Genomic DNA, 22,005 nt, shown 5'->3' with positions numbered 1-22,005 from the left:
GGTTTAATCGATCGGTGACGTACGTTTTCTACGACGGTGCATCCATAAAGGAATCAACCCCAGCAAAACCAAACCAGAATAGAGCCATTTGTTGGATTGCTCATCATCCACCGGTGATTGAACTGGCGTTGAAGCTTTTCTGGACGGTTCTGATGCATTCGCTTCCTCTATCCACCAGGTGTACAGGTCAGTATTGTAAAGCGGTTCAGCATCGGGACGTACCACCTTGCTACTGTGAGCGATTCGATCATAAGGATAGTACCATTGCGGAATCAGGTATTCGCCCCAGAGTAATACCCGATCCAACGCTTTAACGGCAGTGGTTAACTCTTGCCGGCTATGGGCATTAATGACATGGCCAATCATGGCATCAACGACCGGATCTTTAATGCCCATGTAATTTCTACTGCCCTTGGTATCTGCTGCGGTACTGCCCCAGAATTCGGATTGCTCATTACCGGGTGAAGCTGATTGACCGTAGCCAACAACAATCATGTCGTAATCGAAATCACGAAGCCGTTGAATATACTGAGAAGTATCCACCGTACGGATATTCAGGGAGATGCCAATCTGCTCCAGATTTTTCTTAAAGGGTAGGGCGACCCGTTCCATGGATGGCTGAGCGATTAATAGCTCTATGGAAAAACGTTCGCCTTTGCTGTTGGTCAACTGTCCATTATCTAATGTCCAGCCAGCGTCTTTTAATAAAGATAGAGCAGTCTTGAGGTTCGAACGAATATTTCCAGAGCCATCGGAAACGGGCAATTCATAAGGTTTCGTGAACAGGTCTTCAGGTAACTGTTTTTTCCATGGTGCAAGCAATGCCAGTTCGTCTTCATTGGGCATGCCTTTGGCTTCCATGCCTGAATTATTGAAATAGCTGCTGGATCGAATATAGCTGTTATAGAACAGGTTCCGGTTTAGCCACTCAAAATCCATGGCGTAACTGATCGCCTTGCGCACTTTTCGATCCTGAAACTGATCTCTTCTCAGGTTATAGGCAAACCCCTGAATAGGTGCAGGGCTGATGGTTGGCAGTGTTGAAAGCACTAAGTCGCCATTGTGTACGGCGGGAACGTCATAGGCGGTTGCCCAGTTTTTCGCCACGGTTTCATAGCGGAGGTCATAAGCACCGGCCTTCAGTCCTTGCAAAGCCACATGCTCATCGCGGTAATAATCGTAGATAACTTCATCAAAGTTGTATCGGCCTTTGTTTACTGGCAGGTCTTTGCCCCAGTAGTCAGCCACTCTTTGATAACTGATACTGCGACCACCATCCACCTGACTGATTTTGTAGGGGCCGCTGCCAAGGGGTGGTGTTAGTGATGCGGAAGAAAAATCATTCTCCGGCTTTTCCCAATAATGTTTGGGGAGAATTGGCAGTTGAGACATGATGAAGGGCAGTTCAGGGTTTTGATCAGACTTGAATGAGAAAAGTACCTGACCTTTGTTCAACGCCTTAACCGATTCAATATCGGAATAATAACTGCCAAAAAAGGGATGCCCCTTTTCAATTAGCAGCTTGAAGGTGTAGCTGACATCCTCTGCTGTTATGGACTTTCCATCATGAAATCGTGCTTCCGGGTTGAGATTAAACTGAATGCTCATCTTATCCGGTGCAATTTCTGCGGATTCCGCTACCAGAGGATACATGGAAAACGCTTCATCGTTACTCTGAGTCATCAGCGTGTCATAGATCAGGTTCAGGCCAGTGACAGCAGTGCCCTTGCTGGAATAAGAGTTAAGACTGTCGAAGGTACCACTGGCTGCCATTCGAAGTTTACCGCCTTTGGGGGCATTCGGGTTGGCATAATCAAAATGAAGAAAGGGTTTTCCGGGCTGACCATATTTGGCAGTGCCGTGATGGGTTAGGGTCGTTTGTAGTCCAGTTTTAATTTCTAGTTCTGCATAACTGATGGATGGCACCGCCAACATCAATCCGAGGCCCATGATGCAGGATGAAATTCTGTGGGTTGTACCTGAATTTTTTATCATCATTAGAAGTCATCTTCAGTATGAGTCTGCAGTGCTTAACGATCACAGCAATATTGATAGTAAGAAGCATTAGACGACTTAACGTTCATACCACCAGGTACTGAGATCAAGGGTATAAGGTGCCGGGTTGGTCGGATAGCGCAGGCTTTTCTTATGAATAACAAGCCAGTCCGGCAAATACCACAACGGAAGCACGTAATGATTCCACAATATCGTACGATCCAGTGTCCTGACAAGCGTCAGTAGTTCTTCTCTGGATTTTGCCATGGGGATTTTTTCAGTTAATGCATCAACAGATTTAAGGTCTACGCCCGCAAGGTTTCGGCTGCCGTGGTGATCTACAGTGGATGAACCCCAATGGCTGATTTGTTCCGTCCCCGGAGAAGCGGTATGAGGAAAGGTGTGAAGCACAAGGTCGTAATCCTGATTTCGCAGTCGCTCGATATACTGTGCGATGTCTACCGTACGAATTTTTAATGTGATCCCCATATCCTGCATTAACTTTTGTACCGGCAGCAGTATACGTTCATTGTCTGGTGAAGAGACTAACACTTCCAGTTCAAGATGTTGTCCTTTCGCGTTGGTCATTCTGTGATTTTGAACAGTCCAGCCCGCTTGGTTCAGTAGAGCGAGCACTTTGCGTTTTCTTTCCCGTCGGCTCAGATCAGCTTCACTGCCTGGTGAACGCCAGACGGATGTTAACGCTTCTGCTGGGACTTCTTTGGGCCAGGGTTTTAATAAGTTGATTTCGTCTGTGGACGGTGCCGCATCTGCACCAAGATCTGAGCCATCAAAGATGCTGTGCGCCCTTTGGTACATACCATGAAAGAGCTGCTTGTTAATCCAGTTAAAATCGACGGTATAGCCTAAAGCCTGGCGAACACGGGCATCTGATAAAATGGGCTTACGGCTGTTGTAAGTCAACGTCAGGGTTTGGGGGTTATGGCTGGTCAGTGATGAACGGGTCAGGTTGCTTTTAACCATTCGTTGGTCATTTAGCTTGTCATGCCATTCCCTTGGGTCTACCACGATTCTGAAATCGTATTCTCCCTTTTGCAGGGCTTCCAGAAGTACGGCATTGTTCCGGTAATATTCATATTGGATCACATCAAAGTTATGCCGTCCGCGATTCACCGCAAGATCCTTTCCCCAGTAATTTTTAACCCGTTGAAAGGTAATGGATCGACCTGGTTCAACTGTAACGGCTTTATAGGGACCACTGGTTACCGGAACGTCAAGGCCTGGTGATGAAAAATCCCGGTGTTGCCAATAGTGCTTCGGGAATATGGGCATTTGTCCAAGAATTAAAGGCAGCTCACGGTTTTCACTGTTTTTAAAATGAAACGTTACCGTCCGCACGTCATTGATGTCGACATGCTCAATATCCTGATAAAACTGTTTGTAGAAGGTTGAGCCTTTTTCCCGGAGTACATCAAAACTGAACTTTACATCTTCTGCAGTGACAGCCTTATCGTCATGAAATGTTGCCAGCGGATTAATATAAAACCTGGCCCAGCGATTATCAGGATCTAACTGCATTTTTTCAGCAATCAACCCGTATTTTGACAAAGGCTCATCCCAGGACCGTGCGAGGAGTGAATCGTACATCAGGTAGCTTCCCGCCGCCGCTGTACCTCGGTCAATATAGGGTGTCAGGCTATCAAAATGACCGATAACACCTTGTTTTATCCTTCCACCTTTTGGCGCGTCCGGGTTCGCATAATTAAAATGTGTAAAGTCTGCTGGGTACTTAGGCTCCCCATAAAGACTGATAGCATGGCGAAGAGGCGGATTTTGCAGAGTTGAGTCAGCGTACACCAGTAACGATAAACTGAATAACCAAGCTAATAAAAAACGAATCGAAACGTGCAGCGTAGACCGCATTCAGTGGCACCTGTTGAACATGTTCAGAAGATTATCGACTGTCTTCGGCGAATAACTATTTTTATTGCGACAGTGGATAATGGTTCAGGAAAGCTAACAGGATAGCAGGCAATAAGTATTAGAGAGCTCCAGTACTTATTGCCTGGATGAAAGATCAGGTATCCGTTACGTCCACAAAGACAATAACACGCTGACCCGGATGGATGTATTTGCCATTAAGATCGTTGTTCCAATCCTGAATTTCATTGACTTCGACATTGAATCGGGAAGCAATCTTAGCGAGGGAGTCACCGGAACGAACGGTATAGTTGACCTTACGGAGAATGCTGCCATCGCTTTCCTGTTCGGTCCAAATAGCCAGCGCCTGATCAATCCGCAAAGTATCCCGCGGTGACAAATTGTTCCAACGGGTCAACTCACTTACGCCAACTTCATACTTCCGGGCGATACTCCAGAAGCTGTCGCCGCTTTTTACCCGGTATTCCACTTTTGATCGACCGGATACACCGCGATTCTGTTTGGCAGCTAAACGTTGGCTGGCACTGAGGGTGTACGCTTCTGATTTGCCAGTGGCTACAGGAATCAGTAGTCCCTGCCCAATGCGGATGATGGTACTGTTCAGTTTATTGGCTTCAGAAATGACATCAATGCTGGTGTTGAAGTCATTAGCAATCTTACCCAGATTGTCTCCAGCTTTAACCACATAACGCTGCCAGGACAGCCGTTGCTCTGCCGGTAAAGCGGCCAGCTGAGTTCGGAACTGCTCTGCATGGTTCAGTGGAACCACCAGATAGTGAGGCCCTTCTGGTGGTGTGGACCAGCGGTTCAGCCCGGGGTTGAGTTGGTATAGCTGTTTTAAATCGACACCGGAGAGTTCTGATGCCTTGGCCAAATCAAGCTGACCATTGGTGTTTACCTTGGCGAAATAGGGTTTGTTGGCAATGGTGTCGAAGGTCATCCCATACTTTTTTGGGTCTCTGACGATTTTAGCAAGTGCGATTAACTTGGGGACATAAGCGGTTGTTTCTTTAGGTAAATCCAGAGCCCAAAAGCGAGTGGACTTCCCTAAACGCTGATTCTTTTTAACCGCACGAAGCACACGACCAGGACCGGAGTTAAAGGCGGCCAGTGCCAGCTCCCAGTCGTCAAACATGCCGTGCATATACACCATATAATCCAGAGCGGCACGGGTGGAGGCGACAACATCACGACGGCCGTCGTACCACCAGTTCTGATCAAGGTTGTAGTGCTCGCCGGTCTCCGGCATAAACTGCCAGAGCCCGGAAGCGCCTGCATGGGAATAGGCAAAAGGATCAAAACTGCTTTCAACAATGGGCATCAACGCCAGTTCCAGAGGCACTTTACGAGCTTCGGCTTCCTTTACAATGAAGTAGAGGTAAGGTGCAGCGCGGCTGGACATGGTATTGAAGTAATTTTTGTGGCGGGTGTACCAGTTCAGCTCAGCCTGAATGCGGCTGTTGTTCTGGTCAAGATCCATTGCCAGACCGGACTGAATACGTACCCAGAGGTCATCAATGACGACAGGTTGAACCACTTTTTCAACGTCAGTACCGCTAGTGCTTTTGGCCACTAGAGTTGGGCCACCGGCCTGAGAAGCTTCAGTCGACGTTTCAGACTGGTTAAGTACCTGACAGCCAGACAACAGCGACGACATGACAATACCAGACAGCAAAAGCCTGGCATTGGCAGGAAAACGGCTGCGGGGATGGCCGTCCTTGGGTTGGGGAGCTTTGATCATAAAATAGATTCTGGGTTTATTAGTCGGTTATTCTACCATCATCAAAATTGATCCTTCCATTCACGGATTACCCGTAGAACGTGAGAAGCAGAAGCGCCCGGTTGCGCACCTTTTTGCAGTGCCGCATCGATGACTGAGGCCTGGCCGGATCTGAGAAACGGGTTAGTAGCCAGTTCCGTCGCTAACGAAGAAGGTAACGATGGTTCCAATCGTTGGCGAAGCATCTCGACCTCGAACTTCCTTTTGATAATGTTTTGGTTATTAGGTTCCACAGCCAATGCAAACTCTAAATTGGCTTGAGTGTATTCATGGGCTGGGTAGATCAAAGTGTTTGCAGGCAGTGCCGCCAGTGTTGAAAGGCTGCTGTACATTTGTTCTGCAGTGCCTTCAAACAAACGGCCACAGCCTGCTGAAAACAACGTATCGCCACAAAACAATGCAGGACTGTCCTGTTCGCCACTAGCCGTGAAATAGGCGATATGATCCAGAGTGTGCCCTGGCGTGGCAAAAACAGTGAATTGAGCGCCGGCAATCATAACTTCACTGCCATCTTTGAGAGGGTGAGTAATGCCGGAGATATTGGTGTTATCCGGGCCATAAACCGGAATATCCCCGTCAGCCGTTAAGGCTGTAATACCACCGGTATGATCATAATGATGATGAGTAATCAGAATACCGGCAAGATGGCATTGCTGTTGTTTCAATGCCTGTTCTACGGGTTGCGCATCGCCAGGGTCAACGACAAAAACATCCGAGCTCCCGGACTGATGAAACATCCAAATATAATTATCATTAAAAGCCGGAATTGGTGTAATGGTCAGCATGAAGATGAAAAGCCCTGACGGCATATCTATGTAGAAACAGCCATGGTAAATGAATGGGGTTACAATGTAGAGTCTATGTTTGTGTTTTCAGTGTAAACTGTTATCGGGAAAGGTAATATGGCTGTTAACTTTCAATATTTCACAATCTGTTTCGGGTGTGTTTGACTGCATGATTCGGCCTTTTGGAAAAAGTGCGGAAACCAGTCTGGATGATCGAGTCAAAGGGCTTGAGCATTGGCTGGACACAGACTCTGGGAAAATTCTGGTTGAGAGCGAACGCAGCCTCCTGGAACATGAGCTGAGTACGATCTTTGGTTTCCATGCCGGGCAATGTTCCATCTCATGGAAACTGGATCTGCTGTCGTCAAGTCAGGTTCGGCGTCAATTTATTCTGGGTCATCATCACCTTGATAATCCGCCAAGAGCACAAATCTGCGCTGACCCTCTTTATTGGCCAGTGACGCCCGGATCGATGGATCTGGTGTTGTTACAACATACTCTGGAAGTCGCAGACAGCCCTCACAGGCTGCTCAGTGAAGCGGCGAATACGATCATTCCAGATGGCAAACTTATTATCATTGGTTTTAATCCCTACAGCTTTGGCAGTGTTGCCCGGCACACGGTTCCACGCTATCGAAAAATGATGCGAGGTGTGCATTTTATCTCGCCATCTCGTTTGAAAGACTGGCTTGTACTGTTGAACTTTTCCATCGAGAAAATCATTTACAGTGGCTATCTTCATCCGATCAAACCCTGGTTTTCGGGTTTAAAGGGTGATCTGATTGAAGACCGTCTAGAGCAGACACAACTGCCCATCGGTGGGTTTTATCTGATGGTGGCAACCCGGGAAACGCCAGGGCTGACACCCATTCGTAAAGTTTGGTCTGACGTCCGCCGTCGTTTTGTTGGTCAGCCATTAGCAAGGCCCAGTGCCAGTCGTTTATCACTCTCTTGTCATGATATTGCCATAAAAAAAGAGGAGGGCGCTTGAGCCTCAACGTTGAAATTTTTACGGATGGAGCCTGTAAGGGGAATCCGGGGCCTGGTGGCTGGGGCGTTTTGCTTCGATACGGAGATCTCGAAAAAGAACTCTATGGCGGTGAGCCGGAAACCACGAACAATCGAATGGAATTGATGGCGGCTATTGAAGGATTGAAAGCACTGAAAAGGCCCTGTTCTGTGACCCTGACCACAGACTCTCAGTATGTCCGCAAAGGCATTCTGGAATGGATGAAGGGCTGGAAGCGTAAGAACTGGAAAAACGCGGCTGGCCAACCGGTAAAAAATCAGGATCTCTGGAAAATGCTGGATGAACAGAACCAGAAGCATGAGGTTGAATGGCGCTGGGTACGAGGCCACACCGGCCATCGAGAGAATGAAATTGCCGACCAGCTTGCCTGTAAAGGGGCTGAAGAACACAAGCGATCTTAAAATACTGAGCAGGAATCGTTAATCCATGCGTCAAATTATTCTGGATACAGAAACCACCGGTATCGACCCCAAACAGGGGCATCGAATCATCGAGATTGGTTGTGTTGAAATGATTGACCGTAAGCTCACGGGCAATCATTACCACGTATACATCAACCCGGAACGGGTGGTGGAACAGGAAGCCATCGACGTACACGGCATCACCAATGAATACTTGGCTGATAAACCCGTATTTAAAACCATTGCTCAGGAGTTTCTGGAGTTTATCCAGGGCGCTGAACTGGTGATCCATAACGCAGCGTTTGATATTGGCTTTATCAACCATGAATTTGCTTTGCTGCGTCAGGGCTTTCCAAAAGTAGAAACCGTTTGTGGCGTTATCGATACGCTGGCGCTTGCTCGAAAGAAACATCCGGGGCAGAAGAATAATCTGGATGCGTTGTGTAAGCGTTACTTCATAGATAACTCATCCCGTACGCTTCACGGAGCGCTGCTGGACTCCGAAATTCTCGCTGAAGTCTACCTGACGATGACCGGTGGTCAGAGAGCTCTACTGCTTGCTGGCGGCGATGATGACAGTGATGGTGATGATGACGGTGGAAGTCAGATTCGCAGGCTTCCCAATGATCGTCCGGCATTGAAGGTGATATCTGCTGGCGAAGATGAACTGGCTCACCATAAAAGAAAGCTGGATTATATTCAGAAACAATCGGGTAATTGTCTTTGGCTTGCGGACAAGCCTGCCAACTGAGTCTTCAGCGTTTAGTTTACAGCTTGCAGTTTACAAGGAGTTACCGTGATTGCGGATTTACCCGAGTCTGTTTCCTATTTCCCCCTCATGGGTTATGGCCCCGAGCTCAAGGCTGAGCAGTTTCTTGTTCTCTTTGAAGGTCAGATAGTACTAAGCAGCACAAACTCATGGCTTTGGGGCAGGGAAGAGTTCACTGGTTATGAAACCTCTCAGGCAATAGTTGTTGGTCATCTTGATAGTACCGTTATCGGGTTTGCCGAGCTGCGTTATCTACCAGAAGGGTACGAGGTCATCAGTCCGAGACAGTTGCTGACGATGACCAGTGAAACAACTTTTGGGTTATTGAGCCATGGCTTACAGATTCTGACTTCAAGAAAAGAGCATCGTTTCTGTGGATACTGCGGCACAGAGAACATGGCTGAAGCGGGTGAATGGGCAATGGTCTGCCCTGATTGTGGTCATCATGCTTACCCCAGAATTTCTCCTTGTGTCATTGTGGTCGTCAAAAAAGGCGACGAGTATCTTTTGGTTCAACATAACCGTCATGGAAAAACATCAACGATGCACACGGTAGTGGCAGGCTTTGTTGAACCAGGTGAAGGTGCGGAAATGGCTGTTAGTCGTGAGCTGATGGAAGAGACAGGGATTAAAGTTCGCAATATTCAGTACTGTTTCAGCCAGAGCTGGCCTTTTCCACACTCATTAATGATGGGGTTTCATGCAGAGTATGAATCCGGGGAACTTGAGATAGATAATGAAGAGCTTTGTTTTGCAGGGTGGTTTCATAAGGATCACTTGCCGGAACTCCCGCCGGAATTCACTATATCCCGTCAGCTGATTGATCTTTAGTAATTATGCCTCGTCAGTAAAATCTGTGGGCAATTTCTGGTTCAGGTAGCTTGCCAAGTGCATGGTATAACGCAATTTCCGCGCATCTGTAGGTTCTGAAACCGTAAGATTTTCTCGTAGTGAGTTTTATCTTGGTGTTCAGACCCTCAACTATACCGCTTGAATACGCCTTTTTAGCTCTGAACCAATTCAGGATAAGTGGTCTGTGTCGTCGAACTGTTTTGGCAACCTTCTTCATCGGTTCTAACTTTGATCGCATCACTCTTTTACACCAACGATCCAGATATTTTCCAGCCCAATGTGACGACACGTAATCCCAGAACACCTGAAACTCTTCCTTAAGCAGGTACGCTCTGACACTTTTGAGGTTGTATTGCAGCACTGTGCTTAACTTGACTTCTTCTTTCTCAGTCAGGTTCTCTTTCCGCTTCAGAAGGCACCAGCGAGACTTTTTCAAAACAGGCTCATAACCGTCAGCCTGAAGCTGTTTGTGCTCCGAAGCCCTGACTTCATCGATGGCTTTATTTAACATCGCCACGATGTGAAAACGATCAAGAATATGCAGAGCTTGCCCCGCAAATTCCGCAATAGCCTTCACATAAGGCTTCCACATATCAGAGCAAACATACTTTAATCGCTGGCAACGCTCTGCACCCAAAAACGTGAAAAACTGGCGGATAGTGGCTTCTGTGCGTTCCTCGCCAATCCACAGTAGTCGTGTACACTCCCGATCAATCTGATAAACCACTGTCAGGTATTTATGCCCCAGCTGATACGCCACTTCGTCAACACCTATGGCCTCAATATTATCGAGCACCCGATGGGCTTTGCCCCATTCAACAATGTACTCGACTGAATGAAATACCTTCTCCCATGAAGTATTAAACGTCTTGGCAACTTCCTTCCAGGAGAGTTTTCGAGCCCAGCCTGCGAGAAACTGCATGTACACTTTGGTCAGTTCTTTTTTACCTTCTGCCCATGGAACCTGCTCAACCTTTACGCCACATGTCTTACATTGAACGCGGCGCATTCTGTAAATCAGGAAAACTCTGATTCCCCAGAGAGGAACAAACTCGAAGCGTCGTTCAGCAAGGCGATCGTAACCCGGTGCTGGGTTGTGGCAGCCTGAACAGATAGCGTGACCATTCTTGCGGGGAACGACTGTCACATCGAAGACTTCAGAGCCTTGATGGAAGCCGAGTTTTACATCCTGATAAACAAATGACTTGAGTTTATGAACTTTATTGAGGATAGTTTTTATCAGCATCAGCGACGTTTCTTATTGTTTTTTGTCTGCAAACAAAAAAATCTATCAGAAATCGATCGCTGGTGCTTTTTTCTTCAAATTAGCTCATTTTTACCCACAGATACCCCTGAAGAGCCTCAATTTTAGGGTATTATCATCTGTCCGTGAATAAATAAACTATGATTTATGTGACGAGTGTTGTGACTCATTAAACGATCATTTTCAGGTATTAAAATGTCCGATCAATTTATCAAATCCAAAGCAGCCATTGCATGGGAAGCAGGCAAACCTTTATCCATTGAAGAAGTGGATGTCATGCTACCAAGAGCCGGTGAAGTTCTGGTGCGTATCGTTGCGACCGGTGTTTGTCATACGGATGCGTTTACATTGTCAGGTGATGATCCGGAAGGCGTTTTCCCTGCGATTCTCGGTCATGAAGGTGGTGGTATTGTTGAAATGATCGGTGAGGGTGTAACCAGTGTTGCTGTAGGCGACCATGTTATTCCGCTTTATACGCCGGAGTGCGGTGAATGTAAGTTCTGTTTGTCCGGCAAAACGAATCTGTGTCAGAAAATTCGTGAAACCCAGGGCAAGGGCTTGATGCCAGACGGTACGACTCGTTTTTATAAAGACGGCCAGCCTATCTTCCATTACATGGGCTGTTCAACGTTTTCTGAATACACCGTATTACCAGAAATCTCATTGGCGAAAGTAAATCCGGAAGCGCCGCTTGAGGAAGTTTGTCTGCTGGGTTGTGGTGTTACAACTGGCATGGGTGCTGTATTGAAAACTGCAAAAGTTCAGCCTGGTGATACCGTTGCTGTGTTTGGCCTGGGAGGCATTGGTCTTTCTGCGATCATTGGTGCCAAGATGGCCGGTGCTGGTCATATTATTGGTGTTGATATTAATGAGTCCAAATTCGAGCTGGCTACGAAGCTGGGCGCAACGGACTGCATTAACCCTAAATTGCATGACAAGCCGATTCAGGAAGTGATCGTCGAAATGACCGACGGCGGTGTGGATTTCTCTTTTGAGTGTATTGGTAATGTTAACATCATGCGCTCTGCCCTTGAGTGTTGTCACAAAGGTTGGGGCGAATCAGTGATTATTGGTGTTGCCGGTGCCGGGCAGGAAATATCCACGCGGCCATTCCAGCTGGTCACTGGTCGTGTATGGCGCGGTTCTGCCTTTGGTGGTGTGAAAGGTCGTTCTGAGCTGCCGGGTATTGTGAATCAATACATGAATGGTGACTTCAAACTGGATGATTTTATCACTCATACCATGGGATTAGAGGACATTAATACCGCCTTTGACTTGATGCATAAAGGTGAAAGTATTCGTACAGTGATTCATTATCAGTAATTATTGTATTGGTGATTAGCCTTGCCACTCAGCAGGGCTTCTAAAAAGGATGCGTCAATGGCTCTTGAAACAGTCAGTGCTAATAAAGCCTTTGGTGGGCGTCATGAGCAGTATCAACATCACTCTGATGTATTGAACTGCAATATGCGGTTTGCGATCTATTTGCCGCCTCAAGCAGAAAGAAATCCGGTTTCTGTCGTTTATTGGTTGTCTGGGCTGACATGCACGGATGAGAATTTTATGCAGAAAGCCGGTGCTCAACGGATAGCGGCTGAGTTAGGGGTTGCCCTGGTTGCACCGGACACCAGCCCACGTGGTGAAGATGTGGCAGACGATCCTGACGGTGCTTATGATCTTGGGTTGGGAGCAGGATTTTATTTGAATGCTGTGCGTTCGCCATGGGATAAACATTATCGGATGTACGACTATGTTGTTTCTGAGCTGCCTGGGTTAATCGAAGCTAATTTCCCGGTATCTGAAAAAAGAAGTATTTCAGGCCACTCGATGGGTGGCCATGGCGCTCTGACTATTGCCCTGAAAAACCCGGAACGTTACGCATCGGTGTCAGCATTCAGCCCTATCAGCAATCCCATCAATTGCCCATGGGGGCAAAAAGCGTTTGCAAACTATCTGGGTGATGATGAACAGCTTTGGCGGCAATACGATGCAACGGAGTTAATGTTGTCGTCTGATGCAAAAGTGCCGGCACTCGTCGATCAGGGAAGTGCCGATCAGTTTCTTGCTGAGCAGTTACGTCCGGAGGCACTGCAGTCTGCCGCTAAGACAACGGGTTATCCTTTGGAGCTAAGGATGCAAGAAGGGTATGACCACTCGTATTACTTTATTAGCACCTTTATTGCCGATCATCTTGCGTTTCATTCTCGTTATTTGATGAGTGACAGTTGAAGGTATAGAGGCCGGTAGTTTGGGAAACCGGTCGCCATGAGTCGACCGGCATTCAACCATTTATTTCATATATTTATTTCATATATTTATTTCATATTAAGAAAGACAAAACGGGCATTGCTGTCCTGACCATCTTTTGAAGCTTTGATAGTTACCGGGCCATAACCAACCAGGCTGGTGAAGTTTGCGCGTCCCATATCATCTGTGGTCATTTCCTGATTAAAACCATTGTCTCTGTGAACAACAACGGTCGCGCCTTTAACCGGTTTATTATCCATATAAACTCTGGCTGTCAGGTCATGATCAGGGCGGTCAACACGCAGTTCCAGATCTGCAATGGCAGACAGTGAAACGCTGGCAATGGCAATAGCGGAAAAGAGTTGTTTAATAGCTTTCATAGGTGCTCTCCAGTTTCTTCCATAAATGTGCAAATGCACATGAGAAATTCGCAAGGTGGTTCAAAAGTGCTTTCTCTCCAACAGAGAGCAAATCTGAATCTGTATTGAAAATATAGTCATGGCGTCAAAGTGGGCGAGTTATGGGGCACTTCCCTGTAGATATTGAATCTATTGGCGTAGAGACAAATTGTTATTTTGTGCCTGTTTTCTTTGGTTTGATTGATGGTTTGTATCAAGGATGAGTGGTTAAGCGCTCTTAAAACAGGCCTTTACGTGGGGTTGGGCATTGACGTTTCTCTTTAAAAGTGATTGCCCAGCGTGGGTGATCACAGTTTTATGGCGTGCTTCTCGGGCGGTGTTGTTATCAGAAAGTGAGTGGCAGAAGCGTCACTGTCTTCTGCCTTTAAGGTTGGTTGATGATAGATTCAAACATTACTCTTCAAAATCTTCCCAATCATCCAATAACCAGTCTCCGGTCATCCAGTACTGGTCAATATCCAGACTTTTTAGTGGTGCCTCACCTTTATCGGTTAGCATTTTTCCTTCTTCGAACGCATCGAAACACTCATCAGCCAGCTCGCCGCCTTCAATAGACATTGAGCTTCTAAAGCTTTCAGGAAACCGTTTCAAACCTTCCTCAAGACTCTGGCTAGGGTCATCTGGCCACAGCGTTTTCAGTTTTGCACGAGGCACGGCGTAGACGATTTGATTAATGTTGATGCCCTGACGTCTGGCACGATATATGGCCATCAAACTTAAAACATCTGGCTCTGCTGTCGTCAGCAAGGTCAGAGGTTGTTGGTCTCGACAATCAAACTCACTGGCCAGAGAGTGAAGGGCAAGCCCTTCTGCACTATAAAGCGGACTGATGTGGCTGGCGTTACAAGCGGTGACCAGAATTTGGCCGGAGGCATCCAATATGCAAGCGGTAAAAGGCAGCGCCGGATTGGCGCTGGCACCCAGCTCCAGAAGTTCACCCATGAGTTCTGTGTATTCGGACATCTAACGATTACTCTCAATGATTAACAATAGGATTAAGGAATCATCATAGTCGGAGATTGGATGGTTTGCTCTGAAGCGGGTTTTTTAAACCATAATCACCATACCGTCATGGCCGGGCTCAATATTTTCCGGGAGTGTGTTGGTGTTCATCCAGTGATCCATCTCATGGCCTATGTGGGTCAGAATGGTTTTTGTTGGATGAATAGCTTCGTGGAGATGAATGACATCGGTGAGATTGTTATGGGCACCGGGGTAATTTTCCAGATTAGGCGGATAACTGCAATCAATGATCATCACATCGATAGAGTCGCGGGCTAAATAAGTCAATGTATCATCAGGCAACCCAAGGGTGTCTGTTAGGTAGATGACGTTTTTTCTATTTCGTCGAAATTGGTATCCATAGGTTGGACGGGAATGTTTCAGAGGCAACGGTGTGATCTCAATGCCAGCGGACAGAAAGCGGGAAAAAGGTGTTATTGACTGTGTGAAATCCAGAATGCCGGTGTGTTTGATTAACTCAACAGGGGCATCATCACAGTCTGGTCCATAGACCGGAATGTTAAGGGCACTGCCCCATCTCAGGCTGAACAACCCGGCAATATGATCCATATGATAGTGAGTGAGCAGAATCTGTCGTAAAGTACCCGCGGGAAAGCGGTCTTCAAGATCGGTCAGACCGGCGTCAATGAGAATCAACTCGCCTTCGGACTCAAGGGTCGCAGAGGCCGGTCGCCGGGTCAGAAAAGGATTCATCAGCGTATTGATACAGGCAGGGCAGTCACAACCATACACGGGACACCCTTTAACGCTGCCTGTGCCGAGCAGGGTGAACTTCATTGGAAACTCCATAATCTATCTAGATTCCCAGTGGCAACTCTGTTGTTGATTTTATCACTGAAAGCGTCATTGCGGTTTTAAGCTGGCTAACACCGGGTATTTTCATCAGCTCTTCCATCAGGAAGTGCGATAGAGCCTGCTGATTTTTTGCCACGACTTTGAGCAGGTAATCGCCGTCACTGCCGGTGATGGCATGACACTCCAATACCGGCGCGAAATTGATAATAGCCTGTTTAAAATAATTTGCAGTATCGAGTCTCTTCCAATATGAAATGAGCCTGAACGGAGCCCTTGTTTCCAAAATGAAATGAGCCTGTGATTTCTGATCTTTCGTCCAAAATTACTGGATGAAAATCATAATGGACACACGGCTCATCAAATCGCTCCAGCAGGTGGAGGAGCTGCTTCAGGCTACACCGCAGATACAGCCTGGTTGGAAGTCAAAAGACGAGTGTTATCAATGGATTGCAGACACTCTCAATCACTTTCGATACCGCACTCTGAGCAAGCCTGAGAAAGGGTTGATCAAACGCTATCTGATCGTCGCTTCAGGCTATTCCAGGGCGCAAATAACCCGGCTAATTAAAGAATACCTGAATCTGGGGCTTCTCAAGCGCAAACAACGGACAACGAAGGGGTTTGAGACAAAGTATTCCAAGGCTGACATTCGCCTTCTTGCCGAGACTGACCGACTTCATAATGGCCTGAATGGGCCTGCAATAAAGAAGATCTGTGAGCGAGCATATCAACGTGGAGATGGTCGCTATAAGCGACTGGCTGGCATCTCTGTTTCGCACCTCTACAACCTGCGGCAGTCAAAGACTTATCAGACAGTTCGCCTGCATAAAAACGTCACCCGACCTGTAAATCGTGCTATTGGTACTCGACGCAAACCGCGACCCAATGGTCAACCCGGTTATATCAGAATTGATACAGTACATCAGGGTGATAAGGATAAGGTCAAAGGGCTTTACCATATTAATGCGGTGGATGAAGTTACTCAGTTTCAAGTGATCTGCACCGTTGAGCGGATCAACGAGCACTTTCTAATACCGGTACTCGAAGAGCTTTTGGCGACTTTTCCCTTTAAAATACAGGGTTTTCACTCCGATAACGGCTCTGAGTACATCAACTATCCGGTGGCAAGTTTATTGGATAGCCGCTACATAAAATTCACAAAATCCAGATCACGAAAAACAAACGACAATGCACTTGTTGAATCAAAAAACGGAGCCATCATCAGAAAAATGTTGGGCTATGCTCATATACCGCAACATCATGCTGCAGAAGTGAATGCGTTTAACAAAAATTACCTGACACCTTACATCAATTTTCACCGGCCTTGCTTTTTCCCGGAGACGATAACAGATGAAAAAGGCAAAGAGAGAAAACGTTACCTTTACGAAAACATGATGACACCTTATGAAAAACTGAAATCTTTGCCTGACTGGACGCAATATTTGAAGAAAGGAACTCCGCCGCATGCATTGGAGTCAAAGGCTGAATCAATGAGTGATAACGAGGCTGCCCAGCAACTGCAGTCTGCCAGAGAATCACTGTTTCAAGGCATCTTTAAGCGAAAGGCCTGAAATCATGGGTTTATACTCTTTTCAGGCTCATTTTGGGATTGGAAAATACTTATCGGATGAATGATTATTCAGGCGAACGGTAATAAATGCCTCTACATTGAGTCCGACGGCGACCGGATTCAACACCGTCACCTGTTTTTGGATGTAACCATTTTCTTTCAATCGGGCGATCCGTCTTGAGCACTGAGAGGATGATAAATTGATGCGCTCTGCCAGCAGATGGAGCGATAACGAGTGATCCTGTTGAAGTTCAGATAATAGCTTCAGGTCGAAGGCATCCAAAGGGTTTTTGTTCATGTTGCACTCCTTATCCGCCGCTTATGTTTTAAACCACAACAGGGTGGAGTTGTTATTTTAAGTATTGAATGGCCGATCATTAAGGAGAGAATCAGGAGGCTGTTTCTATAATATCCGGGTTAGCGCACATTAAAGTCATTGGCCATCTTCCTGATACAAAACCTTTGTATCATCATGCAAAAGTGGCCTGCAGGACGCAAGGCTTTTGCATTGGGTCAGTCGTATACTTTTTATATAAGAAGGTGAGGGATGGCCATGAATAAGCGAAGAATAATCAGCGATATAAACCCAATGGGCACCGATGGCTTTGAATTTGTGGAGTATTCGGCACCGGATTCAACGGTGCTGGATGAGCTGTTTCAACAGTTAGGTTTTGTCCGTGTTGCAGAACATCGTTCCAAAAAAGTCACTCTTTACCGGCAGGGTGATGTGAATTTTATTGTGAACCGTGAATCGGGTTCTTTTGCAGAGCAGTTTGCTCAGTTGCACGGACCTTGTGCCTGTGCTTTCAGTATTCGGGTGGAAGATGCTGAGTATGCCTATCAGCGAGCATTAAGGTTGGGGTGCAAACCAGGCCCGGCTCACCAGATTGGTGCTGGTGAACTGACTATTCCTTCTATTTTGGGGATAGGTGGCAGTCTAATTTATTTTGTGGACCGCTATGGGGACAAAGGCTCTATTTACGACAATGATTTTGAATTTAATGAGGGTGTTGATCCTGAACCAGAAGGCCTTGGGCTTAGTTATATCGATCATCTGACCCATAATGCCCATCAGGGTAATATGAACAAATGGGCTTCGTTTTACGAAGACCTATTTAATTTTAAAGAAATTCGATATTTCGATATTGAGGGAAAGCTAACGGGCCTGAAATCCAGAGCCATGACCAGCCCTTGCGGCAAGCTGCGGATTCCAATCAATGAGTCATCCGATGATAAAAGCCAGATTGAAGAATACCTGAAGCAATATCATGGGGAAGGTATTCAGCACATTGCTCTCTATTCCAATGATATCTACAAAACAGTGCCGGATATGCGACACAGTGGCACAGATTTTATGCCGGGTCCGCCAGAGACTTACTATGACATGCTGGCTGAACGCCTGCCCTGGCATCATGAAAATGTAGATACACTGAAATCCAATAATATCCTGTTAGATGGTGCGCCTACGGAAGACGGTGGTCTGCTATTGCAGATTTTTACTAAAACGGTCATCGGTCCAATCTTTTTTGAGATTATCCAACGAAAAGGTGATGAGGGTTTTGGTGAAGGGAACTTTAAGGCGCTGTTTGAAAGTATTGAGCGAGATCAAATAGAGCGCGGCGTTTTATAATGCCTGAAAGAGGTGGTCTGCCATGGAAGGAACACAATATAAAGCTCGAATGCCGGATAATTCGGGTTTTATTCATTATTCCGATGAAGAAAATGAAACTTGGAGCTTGCTCTATCAGCGCCAGATAGAGCAGCTGGAAGCACGTGCCTGCGATCAGTATTTCGAAGGCATTGAGGTGTTGTCCATGGCACCGGATCGAATTCCCCAGCTTGATGAAATTAATGGCGTATTGAAAAAACGAACCGGGTGGGGTGTCGCTCGAGTGCCGGCTCTGATTTCTTTTGATCGGTTTTTTAAGTTGCTGGCTAATCGAGAATTTCCGGTCGCTACGTTTATCCGGGTTCGGGAGGAACTGGATTACCTTCAAGAGCCGGATATTTTTCATGAAATATTTGGCCATTGCCCATTATTAACCAACCAGGCGTTTGCGGATTTTACCGAAACCTATGGCCGTTTGGCGCTTTCTGCAACTAAAGAGGAAAGAGCGTATTTAGCCAGGCTGTATTGGATGACCGTTGAGTTTGGTCTTCTCAATACATCAAAAGGCCTGCGAATATACGGCGGTGGTATACTTTCGAGCTTTGGTGAAACTGCTTATGCGTTGGAGAGCTCGATACCGGTTCGTGCGCCTTTTGATATTTTAACGGCTCTGAGAACCCCTTATCGCATTGATATCCTGCAGCCCGTTTACTATGTACTGGAGGACTTAAAGGAAATGACACGCCTTTGTGAATTGGATTTAATGGCGTTGGTTCATCAGGCCATGTCGATGCCTATGCTTGAGCCACTGTTTGAGTCTGATAAATAACGCTTGCGGTCGGAGGCGCCTCTTCTTGGATAGCCCCTGCGTAGATAGCCTCTTCGTGGATAATCCTCTTTATTGTATCTTTCCAGCCTTACTCTTATTATCTTCTTTTCTTTGTTTTTATTGTTTTCGATCATAAGGAATTCTTGATGCAGCCTGAGGCGATCACCATCAGTACACCGCATTTAACCTTTTCAGCGGTACAGTGGGGTGATCCTGAGGGGCATCCGGTGATTGCACTGCATGGCTGGTTGGATAACCTCGCCAGTTTTACACCTATGGCACCTCACCTTCAGGGAATTCGGCTGATTGCTGTGGATCAGGCGGGTCACGGTCATTCTCAACATCGGCCTGCTGGTTTCAGCTACGATGTCTGGCACTATGTTGAAGATCTGTTGTATATCGCAGAAGCCTTGAAGCTGGATAAATTCGGATTGGTTGGTCATTCTCTGGGCGCTGTCGTATGTACCATGGCGGCAGGCTCGGTTTTAAAAGATCGTTTGACCGGGCTGGTGGCCATTGATGGTCTTTTCCCCCGACCTCGCAAGCCTGAAGAGTCTCCTGGTGCATTAACCCGATATATTTTGCAGCGTCAGACACCGACGGAGCAATTACCGAAAACCGTCTACCGTTCAAAACAACAGGCCATTCGAGCCAGAACCCTGAGTGAGTTCAAAGTGTCTTCCGCATCTGCTGAGCTTTTGGTGGATAGATCCATGCGGGAAGTGGATGACGGTTGGGTGTGGACTCACGATGCAAGGCTGAAGCTGGGGTCGCCCACACGATTCACTCTGGAACAAACCCTGGCTTTCCCGAATGACGTGATTTGTCCGGCACATGTTGTGTATGCCAGTAAAGGGATATCAGGGCAAATAGTGAATGAATTTGCCCATCAACTGCCACATTTTGTGTTTCATGCCATGGAAGGTCATCACCATCTGCATATGGACGATCAGGTAGAATCGGTTGCTGCAGTAGTTAACTCTGTGTTCAGCTCTGGGGTATGATGTGATAAGTGACCAAGGGGATGGCATGGTGAATATCGTTTTGCAACCAGCACCAGTTAGACAGAGCGCAGGTTTTCGTTCCCTTGGGGTGAGGCGTTTTATTGCCTGCCTGCTTATCGGGCTACTTCCGTCTATTGGTTACAGCGCCCGTGAGCCTTTGCCTTCTTACCCTAACGGCAAGGTCGAAATATCCATCAAGGAAGCCCGACAAAATCATCCGGTGATCACCAGCCGGATGAAACGGGTCAATGGCGTGGTTACTTCAGACAATGCCCGCTGGCAAAGTGGCATGCTGCATCGAACGTTGTATCAGCTGCCATCAGGGCATGGCAGTGAGCAGGGTTATGACTTCTTTGTTACCAGATTGAAAGAGCTGGGCGTGAAGCCGCTTTTTGAATGTCAGAGCTTTTCCTGTGGTGCCAGTAACTTTTGGGCCAACGACATCTTTAAAATTCCCAGATTGTACGGTCAGGACAAAGCCCAGTCTTACTTTGTTGGTGAACAGGCTGGCGCTGTCTATTTTGTGTATTCCGTCAAACGGGGTAATGGCCGAGTTTACACACTGGTAGATATTTTTGAGCCGGAAGGTGGTATTCAGGCCAGTTCTGATTCTGGCTTTGCAATGATTCTTTCTAATAAGGTGGCGTTGGAAAAGCGGCTCAGCCAATTCACCAGCCAATTGAAAAACGATGAAGGTTCTCAGGCGCTCTTTATCATTCGTGGGGAGCTGCCCGACGGAATCTCCAAGTATGATCAAAGAATCAGCGGAATGAACGAGTGGGCTGCAGAGCTGGAAAACACCCTTAATCAACAGGATTTATCGAAAGAACGGTACAGAATTCACACTTCACTCTGCAAAGGTTGTGGTGGGGCGTCGATAAAGGGTAATAATCAGGACTTGGTTCTGGAAGGCATTTTATGGAATTGATGTTACGCTGTGTGCCACGTAGGATCACGCTAAGGTAATGGTTTGTCAGGAATTGTTAAAACTATAGCCCTAGCAGAACGGTCTGATATAATCAAAATAGACATCCAGATAGAGGAATAACCAAGATGGATCGCAAACCTGCAATGACAGCTTCGGCCAGCATCGGTGCTGGTATCGAGATCAACAAAGTTCTCCGCAACACCTATATGCTGCTGGGCATGACTCTGCTGTTCAGTGCTTTCACTGCTGGCGTTGCCATGGCTCTGCAAATCAGCCAGATGACGGCTCTGGTTCTTTCTCTGGTAGGCTTTGGTCTGCTGTTTGTCGTGAACAAAACGGCGGATTCTGCCAAAGGCATCGTCGCTGTATTTGCCTTTACCGGTGTTCTGGGTGCTGCCCTCGGACCAATGCTGAACCACTATCTGGGAATGGCTAACGGCCCATCTCTAATCATGCAGGCTCTGGGCGGAACCGCTATTGTGTTTTTCTCTCTGTCTGCTTATGTGCTGACTACCCGTAAAGATTTCTCTTTCATGGGTGGCTTCCTGATGGTGGGTCTGATTGTTGCCGTGGTTGCCAGTATCGCTTTGATGTTCTTCAATGTGCCCGCTGCCAGCATGGCACTGTCTGCACTGATTGTGCTGCTGATGTCCGGCTTTATCCTGTTTGATACCAGCCGTATCATTCACGGTGGTGAGACCAACTACATCCGCGCTACCGTTTCTCTGTATCTGGATATCTACAATCTGTTTACTGCACTGCTTCACTTGCTGGGTGCCAGTGACGACTGATTGCTATCTGTT

22 protein-coding genes are annotated in these 22,005 nt (G+C 46.9%); 12 read left to right on the top strand and 10 right to left on the bottom strand.

Annotated features, from left to right (window positions below):
• Positions 1-3 precede the first annotated feature (3 nt).
• The 4 genes from AKL11_RS12940 to gloB all read right to left on the bottom strand — a co-directional run bounded on the left by AKL11_RS12940 (position 4) and on the right by gloB (position 6,462).
• On the bottom strand, positions 4-1,998 hold the full coding sequence (locus tag AKL11_RS12940) for an extracellular solute-binding protein (protein WP_067518042.1): 1,995 nt from the start codon (positions 1,996-1,998) through the stop codon (positions 4-6).
• Positions 1,999-2,073: 75 nt separating this feature from the next.
• Positions 2,074-3,879, bottom strand: coding sequence for an extracellular solute-binding protein (locus tag AKL11_RS12935; RefSeq protein WP_067518040.1), 1,806 nt, complete (start codon positions 3,877-3,879; stop codon positions 2,074-2,076).
• Between the two features lie 154 nt (positions 3,880-4,033).
• Positions 4,034-5,638 (bottom strand): lytic transglycosylase, encoded by a 1,605-nt coding sequence (locus AKL11_RS12930; RefSeq protein WP_095210360.1) that lies wholly within the window; start codon positions 5,636-5,638, stop codon positions 4,034-4,036.
• A gap of 41 nt (positions 5,639-5,679) precedes the next feature.
• A complete protein-coding gene (gloB, locus tag AKL11_RS12925; protein ID WP_067518038.1) occupies positions 5,680-6,462 on the bottom strand; it encodes a hydroxyacylglutathione hydrolase in 783 nt (260 codons plus the stop codon).
• 169 nt (positions 6,463-6,631) lie between these two features.
• Between gloB and AKL11_RS12920 the strand changes: the two genes are divergently transcribed.
• From AKL11_RS12920 to nudC, 4 genes are read left to right on the top strand one after another with little or no spacing between them, the layout of a single operon-like run.
• On the top strand, positions 6,632-7,453 hold the full coding sequence (locus tag AKL11_RS12920; protein ID WP_157673550.1) for a methyltransferase domain-containing protein: 822 nt from the start codon (positions 6,632-6,634) through the stop codon (positions 7,451-7,453).
• Positions 7,450-7,893: a ribonuclease HI gene (rnhA, locus tag AKL11_RS12915; RefSeq protein WP_067518034.1), complete on the top strand. Its 444-nt coding sequence runs from the start codon at positions 7,450-7,452 to the stop codon at positions 7,891-7,893. Before AKL11_RS12920 ends, rnhA begins: the two co-directional genes overlap by 4 nt.
• A 25-nt stretch (positions 7,894-7,918) precedes the next feature.
• Entirely contained in the window at positions 7,919-8,644 is a 726-nt protein-coding gene (gene dnaQ, locus AKL11_RS12910; RefSeq protein WP_067518032.1) for a DNA polymerase III subunit epsilon, read from the top strand.
• A gap of 45 nt (positions 8,645-8,689) precedes the next feature.
• Positions 8,690-9,493 (top strand): NAD(+) diphosphatase, encoded by an 804-nt coding sequence (nudC, locus tag AKL11_RS12905; RefSeq protein WP_067518030.1) that lies wholly within the window; start codon positions 8,690-8,692, stop codon positions 9,491-9,493.
• Positions 9,494-9,506: 13 nt separating this feature from the next.
• Here the strand turns inward: nudC and AKL11_RS12900 are convergent, their stop codons facing one another.
• Positions 9,507-10,760: an ISL3 family transposase gene (locus AKL11_RS12900; RefSeq protein WP_067518028.1), complete on the bottom strand. Its 1,254-nt coding sequence runs from the start codon at positions 10,758-10,760 to the stop codon at positions 9,507-9,509.
• Between the two features lie 213 nt (positions 10,761-10,973).
• On the opposite strand from AKL11_RS12900, the gene AKL11_RS12895 reads away from it, so the two are divergent.
• Together AKL11_RS12895 and fghA are read left to right on the top strand one after the other, a co-directional pair.
• Entirely contained in the window at positions 10,974-12,101 is a 1,128-nt protein-coding gene (locus AKL11_RS12895) for an S-(hydroxymethyl)glutathione dehydrogenase/class III alcohol dehydrogenase (RefSeq protein ID WP_067518026.1), read from the top strand.
• Positions 12,102-12,158: 57 nt separating this feature from the next.
• The gene (gene fghA / locus AKL11_RS12890; protein ID WP_067518023.1) at positions 12,159-13,007 is read left to right on the top strand and encodes an S-formylglutathione hydrolase; all 849 of its coding nucleotides are present in this window, start codon (positions 12,159-12,161) and stop codon (positions 13,005-13,007) included.
• 86 nt (positions 13,008-13,093) lie between these two features.
• Here the strand turns inward: fghA and AKL11_RS12885 are convergent, their stop codons facing one another.
• From AKL11_RS12885 to AKL11_RS12870, 4 genes are all read right to left on the bottom strand, one after another.
• A complete protein-coding gene (locus AKL11_RS12885) occupies positions 13,094-13,405 on the bottom strand; it encodes a carboxypeptidase-like regulatory domain-containing protein (protein WP_067518021.1) in 312 nt (103 codons plus the stop codon).
• 432 nt (positions 13,406-13,837) lie between these two features.
• A complete protein-coding gene (locus tag AKL11_RS12880) occupies positions 13,838-14,407 on the bottom strand; it encodes a cytidine/deoxycytidylate deaminase family protein (RefSeq protein WP_157673549.1) in 570 nt (189 codons plus the stop codon).
• Between the two features lie 84 nt (positions 14,408-14,491).
• Positions 14,492-15,244, bottom strand: coding sequence for a phosphonate metabolism protein PhnP (gene phnP / locus AKL11_RS12875; RefSeq protein ID WP_067518016.1), 753 nt, complete (start codon positions 15,242-15,244; stop codon positions 14,492-14,494).
• A gap of 19 nt (positions 15,245-15,263) precedes the next feature.
• Positions 15,264-15,545 carry an Lrp/AsnC ligand binding domain-containing protein gene (locus tag AKL11_RS12870; RefSeq protein ID WP_067518014.1) on the bottom strand — a complete coding sequence of 94 codons (282 nt, stop codon included), beginning with the start codon at positions 15,543-15,545 and terminating at the stop codon, positions 15,264-15,266.
• 58 nt (positions 15,546-15,603) lie between these two features.
• Here AKL11_RS12870 and AKL11_RS12865 point away from each other — a divergent pair, with 58 nt between their 5' ends.
• The gene (locus AKL11_RS12865; protein ID WP_216636803.1) at positions 15,604-16,833 is read left to right on the top strand and encodes an integrase catalytic domain-containing protein; all 1,230 of its coding nucleotides are present in this window, start codon (positions 15,604-15,606) and stop codon (positions 16,831-16,833) included.
• Positions 16,834-16,860: 27 nt separating this feature from the next.
• On the opposite strand, the gene AKL11_RS12860 is transcribed toward AKL11_RS12865, so the two are convergent.
• On the bottom strand, positions 16,861-17,130 hold the full coding sequence (locus tag AKL11_RS12860) for an Lrp/AsnC family transcriptional regulator (protein ID WP_067518009.1): 270 nt from the start codon (positions 17,128-17,130) through the stop codon (positions 16,861-16,863).
• 255 nt (positions 17,131-17,385) lie between these two features.
• Between AKL11_RS12860 and hppD the strand changes: the two genes are divergently transcribed.
• The 5 genes from hppD to AKL11_RS12835 all read left to right on the top strand — a co-directional run bounded on the left by hppD (position 17,386) and on the right by AKL11_RS12835 (position 21,993).
• A complete protein-coding gene (gene hppD, locus AKL11_RS12855) occupies positions 17,386-18,462 on the top strand; it encodes a 4-hydroxyphenylpyruvate dioxygenase (protein WP_067518479.1) in 1,077 nt (358 codons plus the stop codon).
• A gap of 22 nt (positions 18,463-18,484) precedes the next feature.
• Positions 18,485-19,270 carry a phenylalanine 4-monooxygenase gene (phhA, locus tag AKL11_RS12850; protein WP_067518007.1) on the top strand — a complete coding sequence of 262 codons (786 nt, stop codon included), beginning with the start codon at positions 18,485-18,487 and terminating at the stop codon, positions 19,268-19,270.
• Positions 19,271-19,416: 146 nt separating this feature from the next.
• Positions 19,417-20,274, top strand: a complete 858-nt coding sequence (locus AKL11_RS12845; protein ID WP_067518006.1) for an alpha/beta hydrolase — start codon at positions 19,417-19,419, stop codon at positions 20,272-20,274.
• A 25-nt stretch (positions 20,275-20,299) separates the two neighbouring features.
• Positions 20,300-21,202, top strand: a complete 903-nt coding sequence (locus AKL11_RS12840) for a DUF4892 domain-containing protein (protein WP_216636802.1) — start codon at positions 20,300-20,302, stop codon at positions 21,200-21,202.
• Positions 21,203-21,327: 125 nt separating this feature from the next.
• Positions 21,328-21,993, top strand: a complete 666-nt coding sequence (locus tag AKL11_RS12835) for a Bax inhibitor-1/YccA family protein (RefSeq protein WP_067518004.1) — start codon at positions 21,328-21,330, stop codon at positions 21,991-21,993.
• The last annotated feature ends 12 nt before the right edge of the window (positions 21,994-22,005 follow it).

This window comes from Endozoicomonas ascidiicola (assembly GCF_001646945.1).
Taxonomy (GTDB): domain Bacteria; phylum Pseudomonadota; class Gammaproteobacteria; order Pseudomonadales; family Endozoicomonadaceae; genus Endozoicomonas; species Endozoicomonas ascidiicola.
The sequence above is the reverse complement of the archived record's forward strand: the minus strand, read 5'-3'. Positions and strand labels throughout refer to the sequence as shown.